21 protein-coding genes and 2 pseudogenes are annotated in these 18,989 nt (G+C 61.3%); 17 read left to right on the top strand and 6 right to left on the bottom strand.

The window, feature by feature from the left end; translation table 11 throughout:
* The 3 genes from F6S08_RS10535 to F6S08_RS10525 form a co-directional block, all read left to right on the top strand.
* Nucleotides 1-429, top strand: a 429-nt coding sequence (locus F6S08_RS10535; RefSeq protein WP_315871558.1) for a hypothetical protein, incomplete at its 5' end; no start/stop codon positions are given.
* A 267-nt stretch (nt 430-696) separates the two neighbouring features.
* Nucleotides 697-1,584 (top strand): threonine/homoserine exporter RhtA, encoded by an 888-nt coding sequence (gene rhtA / locus F6S08_RS10530; RefSeq protein ID WP_027607139.1) that lies wholly within the window; start codon nt 697-699, stop codon nt 1,582-1,584.
* A 164-nt stretch (nt 1,585-1,748) separates the two neighbouring features.
* Complete coding sequence (locus F6S08_RS10525; protein ID WP_027607138.1) at nt 1,749-2,030, top strand: hypothetical protein; 282 nt, start codon at nt 1,749-1,751, stop codon at nt 2,028-2,030.
* Nucleotides 2,031-2,136: 106 nt separating this feature from the next.
* Here F6S08_RS10525 and F6S08_RS10520 read toward each other — a convergent pair whose 3' ends face one another.
* The 3 genes from F6S08_RS10520 to F6S08_RS10510 all read right to left on the bottom strand — a co-directional run bounded on the left by F6S08_RS10520 (nt 2,137) and on the right by F6S08_RS10510 (nt 5,649).
* On the bottom strand, nt 2,137-3,945 hold the full coding sequence (locus F6S08_RS10520; protein ID WP_065947293.1) for an aminopeptidase P family protein: 1,809 nt from the start codon (nt 3,943-3,945) through the stop codon (nt 2,137-2,139).
* Nucleotides 3,946-3,984: 39 nt separating this feature from the next.
* Entirely contained in the window at nt 3,985-5,145 is a 1,161-nt protein-coding gene (locus tag F6S08_RS10515) for a cysteine desulfurase family protein (protein WP_315871557.1), read from the bottom strand.
* Nucleotides 5,146-5,379: 234 nt separating this feature from the next.
* Nucleotides 5,380-5,649: a hypothetical protein gene (locus F6S08_RS10510; protein ID WP_065924558.1), complete on the bottom strand. Its 270-nt coding sequence runs from the start codon at nt 5,647-5,649 to the stop codon at nt 5,380-5,382.
* Between the two features lie 396 nt (nt 5,650-6,045).
* Here F6S08_RS10510 and msuE point away from each other — a divergent pair, with 396 nt between their 5' ends.
* From msuE to F6S08_RS10490, 4 genes are read left to right on the top strand one after another with little or no spacing between them, the layout of a single operon-like run.
* Nucleotides 6,046-6,609: an FMN reductase gene (gene msuE, locus F6S08_RS10505; RefSeq protein WP_027607134.1), complete on the top strand. Its 564-nt coding sequence runs from the start codon at nt 6,046-6,048 to the stop codon at nt 6,607-6,609.
* A 9-nt stretch (nt 6,610-6,618) separates the two neighbouring features.
* Entirely contained in the window at nt 6,619-7,758 is a 1,140-nt protein-coding gene (ssuD, locus tag F6S08_RS10500) for an FMNH2-dependent alkanesulfonate monooxygenase (RefSeq protein WP_027607133.1), read from the top strand.
* Nucleotides 7,759-7,813: 55 nt separating this feature from the next.
* The gene (locus F6S08_RS10495) at nt 7,814-9,001 is read left to right on the top strand and encodes an acyl-CoA dehydrogenase family protein (protein ID WP_065924542.1); all 1,188 of its coding nucleotides are present in this window, start codon (nt 7,814-7,816) and stop codon (nt 8,999-9,001) included.
* A gap of 12 nt (nt 9,002-9,013) precedes the next feature.
* Nucleotides 9,014-10,117 (top strand): sigma-54 interaction domain-containing protein, encoded by a 1,104-nt coding sequence (locus F6S08_RS10490; protein WP_065947291.1) that lies wholly within the window; start codon nt 9,014-9,016, stop codon nt 10,115-10,117.
* Here F6S08_RS10490 and F6S08_RS10485 read toward each other — a convergent pair.
* The gene (locus F6S08_RS10485; protein WP_065924540.1) at nt 10,106-10,471 is read right to left on the bottom strand and encodes an antibiotic biosynthesis monooxygenase; all 366 of its coding nucleotides are present in this window, start codon (nt 10,469-10,471) and stop codon (nt 10,106-10,108) included. The genes F6S08_RS10490 and F6S08_RS10485 overlap by 12 nt on opposite strands.
* A 99-nt stretch (nt 10,472-10,570) precedes the next feature.
* Between F6S08_RS10485 and soxR the strand changes: the two are divergent.
* The 10 genes and pseudogenes from soxR to F6S08_RS10435 all read left to right on the top strand — a co-directional run.
* Nucleotides 10,571-11,005, top strand: a pseudogene (gene soxR, locus F6S08_RS10480) (redox-sensitive transcriptional activator SoxR); the annotation flags it as partial.
* 95 nt (nt 11,006-11,100) lie between these two features.
* The gene (locus F6S08_RS10475; protein WP_065924539.1) at nt 11,101-11,559 is read left to right on the top strand and encodes a VOC family protein; all 459 of its coding nucleotides are present in this window, start codon (nt 11,101-11,103) and stop codon (nt 11,557-11,559) included.
* 220 nt (nt 11,560-11,779) lie between these two features.
* Entirely contained in the window at nt 11,780-12,982 is a 1,203-nt protein-coding gene (locus tag F6S08_RS10470; protein ID WP_065924538.1) for a PepSY-associated TM helix domain-containing protein, read from the top strand.
* Complete coding sequence (locus F6S08_RS10465) at nt 12,979-13,518, top strand: hypothetical protein (RefSeq protein ID WP_027607126.1); 540 nt, start codon at nt 12,979-12,981, stop codon at nt 13,516-13,518. The genes F6S08_RS10470 and F6S08_RS10465 overlap by 4 nt, the downstream gene beginning before the upstream one ends.
* Entirely contained in the window at nt 13,515-13,838 is a 324-nt protein-coding gene (locus F6S08_RS10460; RefSeq protein WP_065924537.1) for a hypothetical protein, read from the top strand. The genes F6S08_RS10465 and F6S08_RS10460 overlap by 4 nt, the downstream gene beginning before the upstream one ends.
* The gene (locus tag F6S08_RS10455; protein ID WP_065924536.1) at nt 13,835-14,395 is read left to right on the top strand and encodes a DUF6162 family protein; all 561 of its coding nucleotides are present in this window, start codon (nt 13,835-13,837) and stop codon (nt 14,393-14,395) included. Before F6S08_RS10460 ends, F6S08_RS10455 begins: the two co-directional genes overlap by 4 nt.
* A gap of 19 nt (nt 14,396-14,414) precedes the next feature.
* Nucleotides 14,415-15,335: a metal ABC transporter substrate-binding protein gene (locus tag F6S08_RS10450; RefSeq protein ID WP_065924535.1), complete on the top strand. Its 921-nt coding sequence runs from the start codon at nt 14,415-14,417 to the stop codon at nt 15,333-15,335.
* On the top strand, nt 15,332-16,078 hold the full coding sequence (locus F6S08_RS10445; protein WP_027607122.1) for a metal ABC transporter ATP-binding protein: 747 nt from the start codon (nt 15,332-15,334) through the stop codon (nt 16,076-16,078). Before F6S08_RS10450 ends, F6S08_RS10445 begins: the two co-directional genes overlap by 4 nt.
* Nucleotides 16,075-16,974 carry a metal ABC transporter permease gene (locus F6S08_RS10440; protein ID WP_065947290.1) on the top strand — a complete coding sequence of 300 codons (900 nt, stop codon included), beginning with the start codon at nt 16,075-16,077 and terminating at the stop codon, nt 16,972-16,974. Before F6S08_RS10445 ends, F6S08_RS10440 begins: the two co-directional genes overlap by 4 nt.
* Nucleotides 16,974-17,897 (top strand): metal ABC transporter solute-binding protein, Zn/Mn family, encoded by a 924-nt coding sequence (locus F6S08_RS10435; RefSeq protein ID WP_065924534.1) that lies wholly within the window; start codon nt 16,974-16,976, stop codon nt 17,895-17,897. The genes F6S08_RS10440 and F6S08_RS10435 overlap by 1 nt, the downstream gene beginning before the upstream one ends.
* On the opposite strand, the pseudogene F6S08_RS10430 reads toward F6S08_RS10435, so the two are convergent.
* A pseudogene (locus F6S08_RS10430) lies at nt 17,890-18,009 on the bottom strand (outer membrane lipoprotein carrier protein LolA); the annotation flags it as partial. The gene F6S08_RS10435 and the pseudogene F6S08_RS10430 overlap by 8 nt on opposite strands.
* Nucleotides 18,006-18,719 carry a UTRA domain-containing protein gene (locus F6S08_RS10425; RefSeq protein WP_053128712.1) on the bottom strand — a complete coding sequence of 238 codons (714 nt, stop codon included), beginning with the start codon at nt 18,717-18,719 and terminating at the stop codon, nt 18,006-18,008. The gene F6S08_RS10425 and the pseudogene F6S08_RS10430, both read right to left, overlap by 4 nt.
* Nucleotides 18,720-18,989: the final 270 nt, after the last annotated feature.

Here is an 18,989-nt window from a genome sequence, read left to right as displayed (position 1 = left end):
AACATCTTTGGGTTTTTAAGAAACCCTAAACTTGGCTCAGCAATCGTTGGTTATTCTTTGATTTCTCGCGGAGTAACTTGTGATGCTGATAATCTTGTTGACTATCAGTCTGACTCCACAAGCACCCACACGAATTGCTTGATTCAGTTGTTAAAGAGCGGTTGGTTAAGAGCTTTCGTCTCAACCGAGGCGCGCATTCTACAGCAGCCTCATTTGCTGTCAAGTGATTATTTTCAGAAGCTTTCGAAGATTTCTTCAACAACTTCAACCACTTGCGCTTCCGATCTCTCGTTAGCGGGAGGCAAATTCTACAGCGTTACACGCTGCTGTCAACACCTCTTTTTCTCCGCTTTCGACCGAGAAGATCGAATCGTTAATAGCGTCAAACAACATGACTCTATCAACTCCTTCTGGGCTTCGATGAACTGAAGCAATCCGCTGCCTTATTCTGCATAACTCTTTGTTTACCAAGGAGTTTTGCGTTTCGACTGCGCCGGAAGTGGGGCGAATTATAGACTTCCAGGATCTGCCGTCAACACTTAATTTGGTTTTTCTATCAAAGTGCCTGCCAACCTTCAAATCCCTCTATATAGAGAAGGTCTCGCTGTCGAATTGAGCAATATATTGCTCAAAGCCAAACGATTAAGCATCATAGCGGCCCCTGATTCTCGACTATGACCTCGGACGAACGCCCCAATGACCACCTCCCCCCGCAGCTTGGCCTCGGCATTGTTTCCTGTCGGCCTACTGTTGATCGCCATGGCCTCCATCCAGTCCGGAGCCTCACTGGCCAAGAGCATGTTCCCGATTGTCGGCGCCCAGGGCACCACAACCCTGCGCCTGATCTTCGCCAGCGTAATCATGTTGCTCATCCTCCGACCATGGCGCGCCAGGCTGACCGCAAAATCCCTGCGCACCGTGGTCGTTTACGGCATGGCCTTGGGCGGCATGAATTTCCTCTTCTATATGTCCTTGCGCAGCGTTCCCTTGGGCATTGCCGTAGCCCTGGAATTCACCGGACCGCTCGCCGTCGCGATCTACGCGTCGCGCCGAGCGGTAGACTTCCTGTGGATAGCACTGGCGATCATCGGCCTGCTCCTGTTGATTCCCATGGGGGAAGCCAGCAGCGGAATCGACCTGGTCGGCGCGACCTATGCTTTGGGGGCGGGGGCTTGCTGGGCACTCTACATTCTGTTCGGACAGAAAGCAGGCAACGACAACGGCGTCCAGACCGCCGCCCTCGGCGTAATGATCGCTGCCCTGTTTGTGGCGCCCATCGGTATCGTCCATGCCGGCACCGCCTTACTGACCCCGGCATTGATTCCGGTCGCCATCGGTGTCGCGATCCTGTCAACGGCACTTCCCTACACCCTGGAGATGGTAGCGCTGACGCGCCTCCCCGCCCGCACCTTCGGAACACTGATGAGCATTGAGCCTGCTTTCGGCGCACTCTCAGGACTTTTCTTCCTGCAGGAGCACCTATCCCTACCGCAATGGCTGGCCATAAGTTGCATTATCATGGCCTCGGTAGGCGCGACACTGACGATGCGCAATGACTCCAAGCCGCTGGTTCCGGCGGATTGAATCATCAGTGAAAGTTGCTCTGGTATTTGCTGCGTATTTAGGCCATGTTTAAACTGCAAACGAATGTCATTCATGGAGTTTTTCGACAAGGACAGCACGAACGCTACACTCGAGAGCGAGTAGAGCCGGCTTCAAGCATTATGAAGTGGCTATTAAGGATAGGAATGAAGCGAATTTTGATACTGTTAATGGTCGTGGCTATTGCTGGCTGCGCCGCGACTACCAAGACAGAAGTAAAACGCGGCAAAAAAGGGCTGCATATCAACTGTTCCGGCCTGTCTTCTTCCTGGGACCAGTGCTACACCAGTGCAACCAACTCTTGTGGCGCCAAGGGCTACCGGGTTATCGCCAAGTCCGGTGACAATTCCGAGGAGCCAGGGGATTACCCCTTCGGCCTAAACCCTGCCGGCTATACCAGCCGCAGCATGATCGTCATCTGCAAGTGATCTGCTCCGAGCAGTCACCAGCGACTGCTCATACACATGCCTGATACAACGCCGCCCCTTCGCGGCGCTGCAACTGAATTATTGCAGCTCCTGATTTTGCACCCGGTCAAATAGCCGTCGTGCGCACATGCAACCACGCCAACGCAGCACCGCTGAGCAGCGGGCTCAGGCGTTCACGCACCTCGGCGTGGTACGCATTGAACCACTCGCGCTCATCCGCGGTGAGCAGCGACGGCTCCAGGCAACGGGTGTCGATCGGGCACAAGGTCAGGGTTTCAAACGAGAGGAACTCACCAAACTCGGTCTTGCCTGCCTCGCGGTTCAATACCAGGTTCTCGATACGCACACCCCAGCGGCCAGGGCGGTAGGTGCCCGGCTCGATGGAGGTGATCATCCCTGGCTGCATCGCGGTTTGCGGCGCAGTGGCGGCCTGGTAGGCAATCACTTGTGGGCCCTCATGCACATTGAGGAAATAACCTACGCCGTGCCCGGTACCGTGGCCGTAGTCCACGCCTTCAGCCCAGATCGGCGCGCGGGCAATGGAATCCAGCAGCGGCGACAAAATCCCCTTGGGGAAATGCGCACGGGACAGGGCAATCACGCCCTTCAGCACACGGGTGCAGTCACGTTTCTGTTCGTCACTCGGCGTACCGATAGGCACCATCCGCGTGATATCCGTAGTGCCGCCCAAATACTGGCCACCCGAATCGATCAGCAGCAAGCCATCGCCTTCGATCACCGCATGTTCTTCTTCGGTAGCGTGGTAATGCGGCATGGCCCCGTTGGCATTGAATGCCGCGATGGTATTGAAACTCAGCGACACATAATCGGGGCGACGGGTGCGCGCAGCCGTCAGGTGTTCATCGATGGTCAATTCAGTGATGCGTTCACGACCGAGCGCACTGTCCAGCCAGGCGAAGAATTCACACAGCGCCGCGCCGTCCTGTTCCATGGCGCGGCGGATGTGCTCCGCGTCCGCCAGGCTCTTGCGGGATTTGGCCAGCGTGGTCGGGTTCAGCCCTTCGATCAGCTTGACGCCGGCATCCAGGTTTTCCAGCAGACCGGCAGTAACGCGGGCCGGGTCAACCTGCATGCTGGCGCCCGATGGCACCGCACGCAGTGCATCCGCCACGTCGCTGTAGTCGCGCAACGTCACACCATCCTGCGCAAGCACCGCACGCAGGTCAGCGTCGACTTTACTCAGCGCCACAAACAACGTGGCCTGTTGTTGATTGATCAACGCAAACGAAACAAACACCGGATTAAACGAAACATCGCCACCGCGCAGGTTGAACAGCCAGGCGATGTCATCCAGGGTGGCGATGAAGTGCCAGTCGGCGCCCTTCTCTTTCAAACTCGCGCGCAGTGCGGCAAGTTTATCGCCACGGCTCACGGTCGCTTGCGGTGGCAGATGCGGATAGATCGGCTGGCTCGGCAGGCTCGGACGGTCTTTCCAAACTGCATCGAGTACGTCGATATCGGTCCGCAGGCGCGCGCCGCGCTCTGCCAGCCTGGCGCCCAAGGTGCGCGCCGACGCGACAGCCATCACCGCACCGTCCACCGCCACCACACCGCCTTCCGGCGTCTGCTCGGCCAGCCACTCCAGCGGCCCGGGCTGACCCGGTTGCAGCTTGACCAACTCAATGCCACTGCCCTTGAGCTCCTTGGTCGCCTGTTCCCAGTAACGGCTATCGGCCCAGACACCGGCGAAATCCGCAGTGACAATCAGCGTGCCTACCGAACCATGGAACCCCGACAACCATTGGCGCCCCTGCCAGTAACCCGGCAGGTATTCGGACAAATGCGGATCAGCCGACGGCACCAGCAGGGCGTGAATGCCCTCGCGGCGCATCAGTTCGCGGGTATGCGCCAGGCGCTGGGGAACCGTTCCATGGGTCAAGGGCTGCGTACTCATTGTGTCTCCTGCTAACCACTAATAATTGTTATGTGAAAATCAGACGGCCCAGAACGCCGGTGCGCTGGCCAGTGCGGCCTTGATCAATTGCACGGCCTGGTCGATGTCCTGCTCGGTGGTAAACCGGCCCAGGCTCAAACGTATGGTGCGGCCGGCAGAGCGTGCGTCAAGGCCCAACGCAAGCAGCACGTGGGAAGGCGCATTGCTGGCGGAGTTGCACGCCGAGGTCGCCGAAAAGGCGATGCCCGCGCTCAACGCAGCAGCGTCGAATTCACCTTCGCTGAACGTAAGGCTGAGGGTGTGAGGAATGCGCTGCGCAGGGCTGCCATTGAGGCGCACGCCACCGAGCGTATCCAACTGCTCCAGCAGGCGCTGACGCAAGGTCATAATGACAGCCTTCTCCTGCGCAAAAGACGCCGCCGCCAGGGCGAACGCCGCGCCCATGCCTGCAATCTGATGGGTGGCCAGGGTACCGGAGCGCAAGCCACCCTCGTGACCGCCGCCGTGAATCTGTGCCGACACTTTCTGTTGCGCCCGGGGTCCGACATACAGCGCGCCAATACCCTTGGGGCCATACAGCTTGTGCGCGGAAAACGACATCAAATCCACCGGCCACTGCGCCAGGTCGATCGCCACCTTGCCCGCGCCCTGCGCCGCGTCGACATGCAACAACGCGCCATGCTCACGCACACGTGCGCCGATGGCGGGGATGTCATTGAGGGTGCCCAGTTCGTTATTCACCAGCATCAGCGATACCAGAAAGGTGTCCTCACGCAATGCTTCGCTGACGGCCTCGGCGCTGATCAATCCGTCGGCGTCCGGCACCAGGTAAGTCACGGCCACACCGGCTTCCTGAAGCTGCCGCGCGGTGTCCAGCGTGGCCTTGTGTTCAATCTGGCTGGTGATGATATGCCCGCCCGCCACGCCACGCGCCTGGGCAACGCCCTTGATCGCGAGGTTGTTGGACTCAGTAGCACCGGAGGTCCAGACGATCTGCTCAGGTTGTGCGCCGACCAGCTCGGCCACCTGGCGACGCGCCTGTTCAACCGTTTGCCGGGCCGCTTGGCCGAACGCATGGGAACTGGACGCGGGGTTACCGAAATTGGCATTGAAGCCAAGACATTCGACCATCACCTGGATGACGCGTTCGTCCACCGGGGTGGTAGCGGCGTAGTCGAAATACAGCGGACGTTTATTCATGACAGTCAAGACTCGCAGAGCAGGTTCCCGAGAGCAGCGTCTCAGGGGCATCGGCCGGAACAGAGGTCGTCAGGTTTACCGGATCGAATGCCATTAAAGAAGGACAACTTTAAGTAAATGTGCGTAGGAACGCTCCTGAAATTCAGCTTAACAGGCTGAAGTCGTGCCATGGCAAACAAAAAGCCCGAGGTTCCTTCAAGGGAAGCCTCGGGCTTTTTGCTGTGCAGTGCCGACTCAACTGGGACGACCATGCAAAACCACGTTGCGCTCGGCGTTCATTTCGCCCTGGCGATCAAATCCGAAGGGCTTCTGTGGCTGGCCGGTCAGTGCGGCGCGCTGCTGTTGATATTCATCAAACGACAAGCCACGACGGCTCAGCGCTTCCAGGGCCAGTTGCTTGCTCTCTTCGGCCGTGTAGGGACGCAATTCTGGCGATGGATGGCTCGCACAGCCGGCGAGTACGGCGCTGACAATCACTAAGCAAACAGCGAGAAATCGGTTCATGGGGTAGCCCTGCAAAGAAGGTTTCAAGTCAATGAACACAGGCTACTCCCGCCGTTGCGCAGTGAAAAATCACCGTCCGTGATAGTCGCTATCGACCACCAAGGCACCCTCGATAGGAAACGTTATATTTCTTTATGGTCTATAAATATGGAAATACGTTCATTTACGGAATAACTGTATCCCTCTATAAATGACTTGCATAGAACCTGCGCTGTTCGCCACGCAACTGTTTGCCAGGCAACAGCCATTCAACAAATCACCAGTCAGACAACAGCAGCATTTTTCAGCAGTGAACCTGCAACCCACGCCAATCAAGGCCTGCACCCGTTGGTACAGCTCTTGCTCAACAGGTTGCACTCCACCTGCTATGAACCACTGTTGATAAAGGAACTGTTCATGACCCGTCCCCTGAATGTCGTTGCCCTCTCCGGCGGAACCTGGCGCCCGTCCCGCACCCTCGTGCTGACCCAAGCCGTACTGGCTGAATTGGCGACCTTGCTGCCGATCCAGACCACCCTGATCGAGCTGGGCGACATTGCCCGGCCACTCGGTGGTGCGCTGTCACGGGATGAGTTGCCCGCCGAGGTCGAAGCCCAACTGGTGGCCATCGAACAGGCCGACCTGCTGATCGTCGCCGCACCGGTCTATCGCGGTTCCTACCCTGGCCTGCTCAAGCATCTGTTTGACCTGGTTGGCCTCAACGCCCTGATCGACACACCGGTATTACTCGCAGCCACCGGCGGCAGCGAGCGCCACGCGCTGGTTCTCGATCACCAACTGCGTCCGCTGTTCAGCTTCTTCCAGGCCCTGACCCTGCCGATCGGGGTGTACGCCACCGAGGCCGACTTCACCGATTACCAAATAACCAGTGAGCCCTTGAAGGGCCGTATACGCCTTGCGGCAGAACGCGCAGCGCCGTTGTTTGCAGCGCACTCCCCCTCTCTGCTGAAAATCGCTTAAGGATTGGTCATGGATGTTTTCTGGTTTCTGCCAACACATGGCGACGGTCATTACCTGGGCACCACCCAAGGTGCACGGCCGGTCACCCTCAATTATCTGAAGCAAGTCGCGCAGGCGGCTGACAGCCTGGGTTACCACGGCGTGTTAATTCCTACCGGCCGCTCGTGCGAAGACTCCTGGGTCATCGCCTCGGCACTGGTGCCGCTGACCGAGCGCCTGCGTTACCTGGTGGCGATTCGCCCGGGTATCATCTCGCCGACCGTTTCTGCGCGTATGGCGGCGACCCTGGATCGCCTGTCCAACGGTCGCCTGCTGATCAATGTGGTCACCGGCGGTGATCCCGACGAGAACCGCGGCGACGGCAGCTTCCTCGACCACAGCGAACGCTACGAAGTCTCCGACGAATTCCTGCAAATTTGGCGCCGCGTATTGCAGGGCGAATCAGTGGACTTCGAAGGCAAACACCTGCGAGTGCAGAACGCCAAGGCGCTTTACCCACCGGTGCAAAAGCCTTATCCACCGTTATATTTCGGCGGTTCCTCGGATGCCGCCCACGACCTCGCCGCCGAACAGGTGGATGTGTACCTGACCTGGGGCGAACCGCCCGCCGCCGTCGCCGAAAAACTCGCGGATGTGCGTGAACGCGCTGCCCGCCACGGGCGTACGGTGAAGTTCGGCATTCGTCTGCACGTGATCGTGCGCGAGACCGAAGAGGACGCGTGGAAAGCCGCCGACAAGCTGATCGAGCACATCAGCGACGAAACTATCGCCGCCGCACAAAAATCCTTCTCGCGCTTTGATTCCGAAGGCCAGCGCCGCATGGCGGCCTTGCATGACGGGCGCCGCGACAACCTGGAAATCGCCCCCAACCTGTGGGCCGGTGTCGGCCTGGTACGCGGCGGTGCCGGTACCGCGCTGGTGGGCAACCCCCGGCAAGTAGCCGAGCGCATCAAGGAATACGCCGACCTGGGCATCGAAAGCTTCATCTTCTCCGGCTACCCGCACCTGGAAGAAGCCTATCGCTTTGCCGAGCTGGTGTTCCCGCTGCTGCCGGAACCCTATGCCAGCCTGGCCGGACGCGGCATCACCAACCTCACTGGCCCGTTCGGCGAAATGATTGCCAACGATGTTCTGCCAGCCAAGGCCTGATCGGCGCAGCGGCGGGAGCGGCATTGGTCGTTCCCGCTTATAAAGAGGAAACCCCGTGACAGCCAAACCCCACAGCGTCCTGCCATCACCGTTGCAGACCGCCAGACTGCTGGCCGCCGAATTCGCCCTCACCGCCGTCGAACGCGACGAGCGCGGTGGCACCCCCAAGACCGAACGTGACGCCCTGCGCCAAAGCGGCCTGCTGGCCCTGAGCATTCCCACCCAATACGGCGGCCTCGGCGCCCGCTGGAGTGACACCCTGGCCATCGTGCGCGAGTTCGCCAAGGTCGACAGCTCCATTGCCCACGTCTTCGGCTTCCACCACCTGATGCTCGCCACCGTGCGCCTGTTCTCGCGGCCGGACCAATGGCAACCCTGGTTCGAACAGACCGCGCGCAAAAACTGGTTCTGGGGCAACGCCCTCAACCCATTGGACACACGCACCGTGGTCAAGGACTTCGGCGGCTGGCGCGAGTTCTCCGGCAAAAAGAGCTTCTGCTCCGGCGCCAGCGACTCGGAAATGCTGATCGCCTCGGCAGTGGATGAAAGCGCCGGCGGCAAGCTGCTGATCGCCGCCATCCCCAGCGGGCGCAGTGGCATCACCCTGCACAACGACTGGAACAATATCGGCCAGCGCCAGACCGACAGCGGCAGCGCCAGCTTCGAACGAGTACGTGTCGAGGAGTCGGAATTGCTGCTCGACCCGGGCCCGCTGAGCACGCCTTTTGCCTGCCTGCGCCCGCTGATCGCCCAGTTGACCTTCACCCATATGTTCCTCGGCATCGCCGAAGGTGCCTTCGAAGAAGCGCGCAACTACACGCTCACCGAGACCCGTTCCTGGCACAAGTCCTCAACCGAAGACGTGCGCCAGGACCCTTACGTACTGCATCACTACGGCGAATTCTGGGTGGCCCTGGAGGGTGTGCGCCTGTTGGTGGAACGCGCTGCCGAGCTGCTCGACCAGGCATGGGCAAAAGGCCCCAACCTCAGCGAAAACGAACGCGGTCAACTGGCGATTGCCATTGCGACCGCCAAGGTCGCCGCCACCCGCCAAGGCCTGGACCTGTGCAGCCGCCTGTTTGAAGTCACCGGCGCGCGCTCCACCCACGCATCCCTGCGCCTGGATCGTCATTGGCGCAACCTGCGCACACAAACCCTGCACGACCCGGTGGATTACAAGCTCCACGAACTGGGGGACTGGGCGTTGAACCAATCCCTGCCGATTCCGACGTTTTACTCATAAAAAGAGGTGCCCATGCAGCTTCTAACCTTACCGCCCTCGCCCGCCCTTGCGACGTCGATCCGCGCCACGGCCCAGGTCTTCGAAGACCCGAAATCCAGGGCGCTGCTCGACCATATCCAGCAAGTGGCGCCCAGCGAAGCCAGCGTGCTGATCATCGGCGAGACCGGTACCGGTAAAGAGCTGGTGGCGCGCCACATCCACAACCTCAGCGCGCGGCGCAACCGGCCGTTCGTGGCGGTTAACTGCGGCGCGTTCTCCGAGTCCCTGGTGGAAGCCGAGCTGTTCGGCCATGAAAAAGGCGCGTTTACCGGCGCCCTCAGCGCCAAGGCCGGCTGGTTCGAAGAGGCAGATGGTGGCACCTTGTTCCTCGATGAAATCGGCGATTTGCCGATGCCCATCCAGGTCAAGCTGCTGCGCGTCCTACAGGAACGCGAAGTGGTGCGCCTGGGGTCGCGTAAGAGCATTCCGATCGATGTGCGCGTACTGGCCGCCACCAACGTGCAACTGGAAAAGGCCATCAACGCCGGGCATTTCCGCGAAGACCTCTACTATCGCCTCGACGTTGTCAGCCTCGAGCTCAGCCCCCTGCGCGAGCGCCCCGGCGATATCCTGCCGCTGACCCGGCATTTTATCGAAGCCTACAGCCAACGCCTGGGCTACGGCCCGATCACCATCAGCCGCGAGGCCGAACACAAGCTAAAGAGCTACAGCTGGCCGGGCAACATCCGCGAGCTGGAAAACGTGATTCACCACACCCTGCTGATCTGCCGTAACGGCGTGATCGAACGCGACGACCTGCGCCTGTCGAACATGCGCATCGAGCGCCAGGACGACAGTCAGCACGGCACCGACAACAGCGCCGAGGCCTTGCTGGAGCGCGCGTTTCAAAAGCTCTTCGAAGAACAGGCCGGCGCCCTGCACGAAAAGGTCGAAGACGCGCTATTGCGCGCCGCCTACCGCTTCAGCCATTACAACCAGGTGCACACCGCCAACTTGCTGGGCCTGAGCCGCAACGTCACGCGCACGCGCCTGATCAAGATCGGCGAGTTGGCGGTGAACAAGCGCCGGCCGGGGGAAAACATGCAGGGCGAGCGCATGCTGCACCTATCCATTTAGGCGACAGTGCAACGCGTTGTCATGGCTGCGCTCGAAACTGCGCAGTACCTGGAACGAACCGAAGGTCACGGCCGTGGCCTGGTGGGCGCGAATCAGCGTCCAGAAATCTTCCTCGCCGTGCTCAAAGCATTGGAACGCCGCTTCGCCGTCCTCGCGGGAGCGCCATTGCAGGTAATTGAGCACCCGCCGCCCGTCTTCGCTGACCTGCACACTCGCGTTGATAAAGCCGCCATGGCCCTGGGCCAGGCGTTCACTTTGGGTGGACAAGGCCGCCACCAGCGCCACTTGTTGCTGGGGTTCGATATGAAACTCGATCAGTTGAGTGAAACTGCGATTTTTCTCTGATACCTGCATGAACACTCCCCTTTCTCTGTAGGCAGAATCTTGTGATTCGATACCACGCAGGGTAAAACCTCTAGTTAAGTCAAGGTCAAGCGCTTAATTGGAGTGTTTATGGTTACCAAAGAGCTCACCGTCGGCCAACTGGCAGCCCGTAGCGGTGTAGCTGTTACGGCCCTGCACTTCTACGAAACCAAGGGGCTGATCAAGAGTCATCGCAATGCCGGCAATCAACGACGCTATCCACGGGATGTACTGCGCCGGGTGGTGGTGATCAAGATCGCCCAACGCCTGGGAATTCCACTGGCAACGATTGGCGAGGCGTTGCAGACGTTGCCGGAAGGACGCACGCCCAACGCTCAGGATTGGGAGCGGTTGTCCGCGCTGTGGCGGGAAGACCTCGATGAGCGCATCCATAAGCTGATGCTGCTGCGGGACAAACTCACCGGTTGTATTGGGTGTGGATGCTTGTCGCTGGACGCGTGCCCGTTGCGCAACCCGGATGACCAGCTCGGTGGGCGCGGGCCGGGGGCGCAATTGCTGGAGCCCGGCTGCCCCCCCTCGTCGGGGCCCTCGGAGCCCTTGATGGGCGTGGCCTATAGTGAAGAGGCCGTGCCTCCACAACCACAATCAAGGAGAACGAAATGAGCGTTAAACCCATTCCCGAGGGTTATCACAGTGTCACGCCCTATATGGGCATCGACAAAGCCTCAGAGGCTATCGAGTTTTACAAAAAAGCCTTCGGCGCCACCCAGATCATGCGCCTGGACATGCCCGATGGCAGGGTCGGCCATGCCGAGCTGCGCATTGGTGATTCGGCGATCATGCTGGGCACGCCCTGCGATCAGATGTCCCTGAGCAATCCGACTGAAAGCACCAGTGTCGCCTTGCATCTGTACGTGAACGACGTAGACGCACAGTTCAAACAAGCCATCGCAGCGGGCGCCAGCGTGGTGTCCGAACCAGAGGACCGGTTCTATGGCGACCGTTCGGGCAGCGTGAAGGATCCATACGGTCACCTTTGGTACCTCGCCACCCGCAAGGAAGACCTCAGCGAAGAACAGATCCGTCAGCGCGCCATGGAAATGTTCAAGCAAGGCTGAGCATCGGGGCCGGTTCGCCGGCTCCTACCCCACTTCATGAATACCCCCACGCCGTAAAAACCCGCTGGATGTGAACCTGAAACATTTTCTTTCATATCCACCTTGGGGATTTCTCATTCTCATCCGTCTTAACTTAGATACAGCCTGTCGCGTCAGCAAAAGCTACGACTGGCCTTTTCCGGGCCTCCCTCGCCCTCCCCTGATCAAGACCCTCTTTCACATGTCGAAGAAGTCACGCTCAAAACTCTGGTTTCTCGTCCATAGCTGGCTGGCCTTGCCCATCTGGTTCTTTGTACTGATTGTCTGCGTCACCGGCACCCTGGCGGTGGTCAGCCAGGAAATCGTGTGGCTGGCCAATCCGGACATCCGTGCGAGCAAGCCGTCGGATGATGCCGAGCCGCTGAGCTACGACCAGGTGATCAGCGCCATCAAGCGGGCCGAACCCCAGGTCATCGTGCAGTCTCTCAGTCGTCCGGATGAATCGCACTTTGCCCTGAGTGTCGACCTCAGCTACCCGGACGGGCGCTCGGTAGAGGTCTACGTCAATCCGTACACCGGGGCGATCCAAGGCATCAGCCCGTCGTTCAACTTCCGTCAGTTCACCCGCGCCCTGCACGGCTGGTGGCTGGTGCCGTTTACCAATGGCTTCAGCTGGGGCTGGTACCTGGTGTCGCTGCTCGGCTTGCCGTTGCTGGCCTCACTGGTCACCGGCCTGGTGGTGTACAAGCGCTTCTGGAAAGGTTTTTTCAAGCCGACCCTGCGTATCCGCCACGGCGCGCGGATTTTCTGGGGCGACTTCCACCGCCTGAGCGGTATCTGGTCGATCTGGTTTATTGCGGTGATTTCCATCACTGGCACTTGGTTCCTGATCCAGGCAATCCTGGGTGACAACCAGATCTCCATCTCCAGCGAGCCCATCGTCCCGGTGATCGCCCGCGAAAAAGTCCCAACCTCAGCCCCCGGCGTGCCTGCGCCGATGATTCCCGTGGATGAGGCGATCGCGATCGCCACCCAACGTATCCCGGGGCTGGAGGCGAGCTTCGTGAGCCTGCCGCTCAATGCCTACAGCCACCTGCAAATCGGCGGGCGGGGCTGGTACCCGCTGATGTTCCAGACCGCTCAGATCAACCCATATGACGGTGAAATCGCCTCGTCGCATCTGCTGTCCGACCGCACCAAGCTGGAGTTCGTCACCGAATCCATGCGCCCCCTGCACACCGGCGACTTCGGTGGCATCTGGATCAAGCTGATCTGGGCGTTCTTCGGCCTGGTGCTGAGCATGATGGTCTTGAGCGGCCTGTTGATCTGGACCAAGCGCACGGCCCTGGCCACCCTCAACGCTCTCAAGCGCGAAGCCAAGACACAACGTGCGCCGGCACCCATTCCGGCCATGCAGGCTGAAACCTCGGAGGCCAAGCCATGAGCAAGTCCGCCAACGCTACCCCGCCTTCGCCGTTGCGGGCCTTCTGGCTGAAATGGCGTTTCCACATCAACGTCCTGCTGTTGCTGGTACCGCTGGGCTTCATGCCCAAGTACTTCGCCGATGCCGCGCTGTTTCGCGGCGACACCGGCATCGGCGAGCGGGTGGCCGGGGACGTACAGGTCGGACCCTGGAGCCTCACGCTGGCCGAATTCCGCAATGAAGGCCCGCGCCCCGACCCGGCCGGCCCGATGAAGTTCTTCAACGCCGCCCTCTGCGCCACCTGCGCCGACCAGGTCAAGGCCACCTACCTGCGCATCGGCAAGCCGCGCAGCCTGCGTGCCGCCGGGGTGATCTTCTTCGGCACCCCGTACCGCATGGGTGCGGGCCTGCCCGTGCCGGAACGTACCCCCGTCGATGCCGAACTGTGGGTCACCATGGAAGGCTGGGACGGCACCATGCACCAGGGTTCCATCCCGCTGAGCCAGGCCTCGCCTGCCACCATTGCCTGGCTGAACAAGCAAGGAGTCAAACCATGACGTTCAAGCGCCTGTCCCGCGCCGCGCTGTTGCTGTGCGCCGGTTTCAGTACCACCGTCCTTGCCCACAACCCAATGTGCGAATGCAAGGAAATCCCCGGCGAGCAGATCCAGTGCAAAGGCGGTTTCTCCGACGGCAGCGGTGCCCCCGGCGTGACCCTGGATGTGATCGGCTATGACGAAACCATCCTGGTGCCCGGCAAGCTCGGCCAGGACTCCACCCTGACCTTCAAGAAGCCGTCCGCCGAGTTCTACGTGCTGTTTGATGCAGGCCCCGGTCACGTAGTGGAAATCGACCAAGCGGATATCCAGCCTCAATGAGTACGACACAGGTTGTTCGCCCCGCCGGTGCCGGCCACGAAACCCTCTACGTGCTGCTGCTGTGCCTGATCATCCTCGCGGTGGCCGGTACGGTGGTGGCGCTGCATGGTGAAACCCAGGCAGTCGCGGCGCTGCCCCGCCATCAACTGGATGCCCGCCGCGACCTGAGCGCCGCCGAACAAGGCATCTACGCCGACCTGCGGGTCACGCTGGATGAAATCCACTTGCTGCAGCAGGAGCAAAGCGCCCTGCCCACCCCCGAGCAACTGGCCGAAGAAGGCTTCGCGCCCTTTGCCCAGGACGCCAGTTCGGTCAGCCGCGGCGACCATCGCTGGCAGTTGTTGGGGAACTCGGCCTACTTGGGACTGAGCCAGACGCCGACCACCAGCGGTTCACTGCTGATGCGCGTACAGGGCAGCGAGCCGGATATCTGGCTCAATCGCAGCACACACCTGGCCGCCCCCTCCGACCTCACTGACCAGGCGCTGATCGCAGCCGGCTGGCAGCAGGTGGTCGCGCAATTCGACGCCGGCGTCACCCGCCAGCACCGTCACTGAACGAGAAGACCGATTGCCCATGTCTATTTCATCGCCCCTGTTGCGCGTGTTTCTGGTTGGCCTGTTCAGCCTGATACTCGCTCCCCTCGCGAATGCCGAGGCGGCCAAACGCCTGCGTATCGGCATCACCCTGCACCCTTATTACAGCTACGTGGCCAATATCGTCGGCGACAAGGCCGAAGTGGTGCCACTGATCCCGGCCGGCTTCAACCCCCACGCCTACGAGCCACGTGCCGAAGACATCAAGCGCATCGGCACCCTGGATGTGATCGTGCTCAACGGCGTCGGCCATGACGATTTCGCCGACCGCATGATCGCCACCAGCGAGCGCCCGGACATTCCGGTGATCGAAGCCAACGCCAACGTGCCGCTGCTGGCGGCCACCGGCAACGCCGCGCGCGGTGCCGGCAAGGTGGTCAACCCGCACACCTTCCTGTCGATCAGTGCGTCGATTGCCCAGGTCAACAACATCGCCCGCGAGCTGGGCAAGCTCGACCCGGACAACGCCAAGACCTACACCCAGAACGCCCGCGCCTACGGCAAACGCCTGCGACAGATGCGCGCCGATGCCCTGGCCAAGTTGACCGGCGCACCCAACCCGGACCTGCGCGTCGCCACCGTGCACGCGGCCTACGATTACCTGCTGCGCGAGTTCGGCCTGGAAGTCACGGCCGTGGTCGAGCCGGCCCACGGGATCGAGCCGAGCCCCAGCCAGTTGAAGAAGACCATCGACGAACTGCGCGCCCTGGACGTGAAGGTGATCTTCTCGGAGATGGATTTCCCGTCCACTTACGTCGACACCATCCAGCGTGAATCCGGGGTCAAGCTGTACCCGCTGTCGCATATTTCCTACGGCGAATACAGCGCTGAAAAATACGAAGTGGAAATGACCGGCAACCTCAACACCGTGGTGCGGGCGATTCAGGAGTCGGGGGCATGACCGCAGCGCAGCAACTTAAGGTCGCCAGCGTCGGCCCGACCCTCGACTTCGACCAGGTGTCCCTGACCCTGGGCCGCACCGTGATCCTCGACGGCGTGAGCTTCCAGGTGCAGCCGGGCAGCATCCATGCGCTGGTGGGGCCGAATGGCGGCGGCAAAAGCTCGCTGATCAAGACCCTGCTGGGGCAAACACCGCATCAGGGGCAACTGAGCCTGCAGTGGCCGGGCACGCCCGGCACCATCGGCTATGTGCCCCAGGCGCTGGAGTTCGACCGGGGCCTGCCGATGACGGTCGACGATTTCATGGCCGCCATGTGCCAGCGGCGCCCGGCGTTCCTGGGTTTGTCCAAACATTACGCCGCCGCGATTGGCGAGGCGCTGGAACGGGTCGGCATGCAGGACAAGCGCAAGCGGCGCATGGGCGCGCTGTCCGGCGGTGAGCGCCAGCGTGTGTTGTTGGCCCAGGGATTGATCCCGGCGCCGCAACTGCTGGTACTGGATGAACCGATGTCGGCCCTCGATGAAGCGGGCATCCAGGTGTTCGAACGCCTGCTCAATGACTGGCGCCTGGCCGGGATCACCGTGCTGTGGATCGAGCACGACCTGGAAGCCGTGGGCCGCCTGGCCGACCGCGTCACCGGCCTGAACCGCCGCCTGCTGTTCGACGCCACGCCGAAAGAGGCGCTGACCCCGGAGCGCCTGCTGACCCTGTTCTCTACCCATCCTCGGAGCCCGGCGCCATGAGTTATGAAGCGTTTCGCCTGATAGTCCAGGGCTGGGCCTCGTCCGGTTACCTGCCGGAGGCACTGGCCTATGGTTTTGTGGTCAACGCCCTGCTCGCCGGCCTGCTGATCGGCCCGGTGCTGGGCGGCCTGGGCACACTGGTGGTGGTCAAGCGCTTTGCGTTTTTCTCCGAAGCGGTCGGCCATGCCGCACTGACCGGCGTGGCCGTGGGCATCCTCCTGGGTGAGCCCTACACCGGGCCCTATGGCAGCCTGTTCGGTTACTGCCTGTTGTTCGGCATCCTGCTCAACTACTTGCGCAACCGCACCGGCCTGGCGCCGGATACCTTGATCGGCGTGTTCCTGTCGGTGTCCTTGGCATTGGGCGCCAGCCTGCTGCTGATCCTGGCGGGCAAGATCAACGTGCATATCCTCGAAAACGTGCTGTTCGGCTCGGTGCTGACGGTCAACGGCAACGATTTGCTGGTACTGGCGATTGTCGGCGCCCTGGTGATGGCCCTCGCGCTGCCGCTGTACAACCGCATCATGCTCGCCAGCTTCAACCCGCAATTGGCGGCGGTGCGTGGTGTGGCGGTGAAGACCCTGGACTACCTGTTCGTGATCCTGGTGACGCTGATCACCGTGGCGGCAGTCAAGGTCATCGGCGCCATCCTGGTGGGCGCGCTGCTGGTGATCCCGGCTGCAGCGGCACGCCTGCTGAGCCAGTCGCTCAAAGGCTTCTTCTGGATCTCGGTGGTGATCGCCACCGTCAGCACCCTGTGCGGGATCCTGTTGCCGATCATCTTCGACCTGCCCATCCCCTCCGGTGCCGCGATCATCCTGATGGCCGGTATCGCTTTCGCCCTTGCCGCCGTCGCGCGGGGCACCGTGCCCAGCCTTAAAGGGAACCTTGGATAATGCGCTCCGTTCTTCAACCTCTGGCCCTGGCCATCGCTTGCCTGATCACCACGCCGCTGATGGCGGCCGACGTGGGCAAACCTGCTGCTCACGCGGCCAAACCGGTCAAAGTCCTGGCCTCGCTGCCGATCACCTATGGCCTGGCGCAGGTGCTGCTCAAGGGCACCGACGTGCAGCTCGAGCGCGCCGCGCCGGCCAACCTGCCGGGCTCGCGGCAGGTGTCGTACTTCACCGGCCGTGGCGCGCCGGCACTGAACAGCCTGGCCCAGGACGCCGACGCCGCCATCGGCGTGCGCTCGCTGTGGGCCGATGACCCGCTCTACCCCGTGGCACGGCGCAGCAATATCCGCATCGTCGAAATCGATGCGGCACGCCCGGTGGATGGCGGCCTGCCGGGCATCGCCGTGCAACCTGGCGTCGCCGATGGCTTGAACAGCCAGCCGTGGCAATCGAGCAACAACCTGGGGCGCATGGCCGATGTCCTGGCCGCCGACCTGAGCCGCCTGGCACCGGGCGCCAAGGCGAAGATCGACGCCAACCTGGCCGCCCTCAAGCAACGCCTGCTCAAGCTCAGCGCCGACAGCGAGGCGCGACTGGCCAAGGCGGACAACCTGAGCGTGGTCAGTTTGAGCGATCACTTTGCCTATCTGATCAGCAGTTTGAATCTGGAACTGCTCAGCACCGATGCCCGGCCCGACGCCGATTGGACGCCTGAGGCGTTACAGAAGCTCAGTGCCGAGCTGAAGGACAACGACGTGGCCGTGGTGCTGCATCATCGCCAGCCGAGTGATGCAGTGAAAGCCGCCATCACGGCAGGCGGTTCAACGCTGCTGGTGTTGAACGTCGACGGCGCGGACCCGGTATCGGAGCTGGAGATCAATGTGGACCAGGTGATCAAGGCACTCACGGTGCACTCACTGTAGGAGCGAGCTTGCTCGCGAAAAACTTGAGGGCGTTGCGGGGAGCCAGGTCTCCCGCGTCATCGTTGACATCTTTCGCGAGCAAGCTCGCGCCTACAGGAAGCCCCCCGATCACACCACATCGACGCCGACATGAATCGCATCATGCCGCCAGAATTCCAGGTCGCAGTCGATCAAGCGCTGGTGCTGGTCATAATTGACCCGGGCGATCCGCAAGCCCGGGCTGCCCACCGACACGCGCAATGCCGCCGCCGCTTCCACAGGCAATGAGGTCGGCACGATCTCGAAGCGCACCCGCCCGTAGTGCAAGTCGTACTTACGTGCATACAACTCGGTCATCGACTGATTCAGGTCGCACTCAAGAATCCCCGGGAAATACTGCGGGTTCAGGTAGTGCTCCACATACAACACCAGCCGCCCGTCAATCCGCCGTCCCCGGCAGATCTGGATCACGCTGGACAACGCCGGCAGCTGCAACCACGCACACACCGCGGCCGAGGCCGGCTGCAGCCGCGCACTGATCACTTCGGTGGATGCCACCCGCCCCTGGTCGTTGACCATGGCGTGAAAGTGGCTGCGCTGCATCAGGTTGTAGGCCAGCCGAGGCGGCGAGACAAACCAGCCACGACGCTCCTCGCGATAAATCTGCCCTTGAGCCTCCAGTTGTAACAAGGCTTCCCGCACCGTAATTCGAGTGGTACCAAACAACTCGCTGAGCTTGCGCTCGGCGGGCAGCTTGCTTGCAGGCGGCAACAGGCCGTGGTCGATCTGCTCTTGCAGCGCCAGCCCGATGGATGTCACCGCCTTGATTGCCTCATCACGCATCAATGTTACCTATCTGGACTAGACCAGCACTGTTCAGGTGCACAAACCGCTGCATAAGTGGGCTTGCATGACTGCTTGCCAGCCTAGGCACTCCTGATGACCGACAGATGACAGTCCCTGCCCCGTCCCTGCACCACACCCTGCAATACATCGGCCAAGTCCAGTCGCTGCGGGCATTTGAGCATGGTCTACGCTAAGTCTGCGCCGAGCGACATCAAGGCTATGAAAACGACATCGACATGAAACTGTCATCCATCGCGTCTAGATTGG

It is taken from the genome of Pseudomonas sp. JV449, assembly GCF_032424295.1.
Taxonomy (GTDB): Bacteria; Pseudomonadota; Gammaproteobacteria; order Pseudomonadales; family Pseudomonadaceae; genus Aquipseudomonas; species Aquipseudomonas marginalis.
This window is presented reverse-complemented; position numbering and strand designations above follow the sequence as displayed.

What these genes read in the sequence shown, in the direction of transcription:
- F6S08_RS10450 (WP_065924535.1), top strand. Translation starts at nt 14,415, where the DNA reads ATGTCTATTTCATCGCCCCTGTTGCGCGTGTTTCTGGTTGGCCTGTTC.
- F6S08_RS10465 (WP_027607126.1), top strand. Translation starts at nt 12,979, where the DNA reads ATGAGCAAGTCCGCCAACGCTACCCCGCCTTCGCCGTTGCGGGCCTTC.
- F6S08_RS10515 (WP_315871557.1), bottom strand. Translation starts at nt 5,145, where the DNA reads ATGAATAAACGTCCGCTGTATTTCGACTACGCCGCTACCACCCCGGTG.
- ssuD (WP_027607133.1), top strand. Translation starts at nt 6,619, where the DNA reads ATGGATGTTTTCTGGTTTCTGCCAACACATGGCGACGGTCATTACCTG.
- F6S08_RS10445 (WP_027607122.1), top strand. Translation starts at nt 15,332, where the DNA reads ATGACCGCAGCGCAGCAACTTAAGGTCGCCAGCGTCGGCCCGACCCTC.
- F6S08_RS10520 (WP_065947293.1), bottom strand. Translation starts at nt 3,945, where the DNA reads ATGAGTACGCAGCCCTTGACCCATGGAACGGTTCCCCAGCGCCTGGCG.
- F6S08_RS10435 (WP_065924534.1), top strand. Translation starts at nt 16,974, where the DNA reads ATGCGCTCCGTTCTTCAACCTCTGGCCCTGGCCATCGCTTGCCTGATC.
- F6S08_RS10440 (WP_065947290.1), top strand. Translation starts at nt 16,075, where the DNA reads ATGAGTTATGAAGCGTTTCGCCTGATAGTCCAGGGCTGGGCCTCGTCC.
- rhtA (WP_027607139.1), top strand. Translation starts at nt 697, where the DNA reads ATGACCACCTCCCCCCGCAGCTTGGCCTCGGCATTGTTTCCTGTCGGC.
- F6S08_RS10460 (WP_065924537.1), top strand. Translation starts at nt 13,515, where the DNA reads ATGACGTTCAAGCGCCTGTCCCGCGCCGCGCTGTTGCTGTGCGCCGGT.
- msuE (WP_027607134.1), top strand. Translation starts at nt 6,046, where the DNA reads ATGACCCGTCCCCTGAATGTCGTTGCCCTCTCCGGCGGAACCTGGCGC.
- F6S08_RS10525 (WP_027607138.1), top strand. Translation starts at nt 1,749, where the DNA reads ATGAAGCGAATTTTGATACTGTTAATGGTCGTGGCTATTGCTGGCTGC.
- F6S08_RS10485 (WP_065924540.1), bottom strand. Translation starts at nt 10,471, where the DNA reads ATGCAGGTATCAGAGAAAAATCGCAGTTTCACTCAACTGATCGAGTTT.
- F6S08_RS10470 (WP_065924538.1), top strand. Translation starts at nt 11,780, where the DNA reads ATGTCGAAGAAGTCACGCTCAAAACTCTGGTTTCTCGTCCATAGCTGG.
- F6S08_RS10490 (WP_065947291.1), top strand. Translation starts at nt 9,014, where the DNA reads ATGCAGCTTCTAACCTTACCGCCCTCGCCCGCCCTTGCGACGTCGATC.
- F6S08_RS10510 (WP_065924558.1), bottom strand. Translation starts at nt 5,649, where the DNA reads ATGAACCGATTTCTCGCTGTTTGCTTAGTGATTGTCAGCGCCGTACTC.
- F6S08_RS10455 (WP_065924536.1), top strand. Translation starts at nt 13,835, where the DNA reads ATGAGTACGACACAGGTTGTTCGCCCCGCCGGTGCCGGCCACGAAACC.
- F6S08_RS10475 (WP_065924539.1), top strand. Translation starts at nt 11,101, where the DNA reads ATGAGCGTTAAACCCATTCCCGAGGGTTATCACAGTGTCACGCCCTAT.
- F6S08_RS10425 (WP_053128712.1), bottom strand. Translation starts at nt 18,719, where the DNA reads ATGCGTGATGAGGCAATCAAGGCGGTGACATCCATCGGGCTGGCGCTG.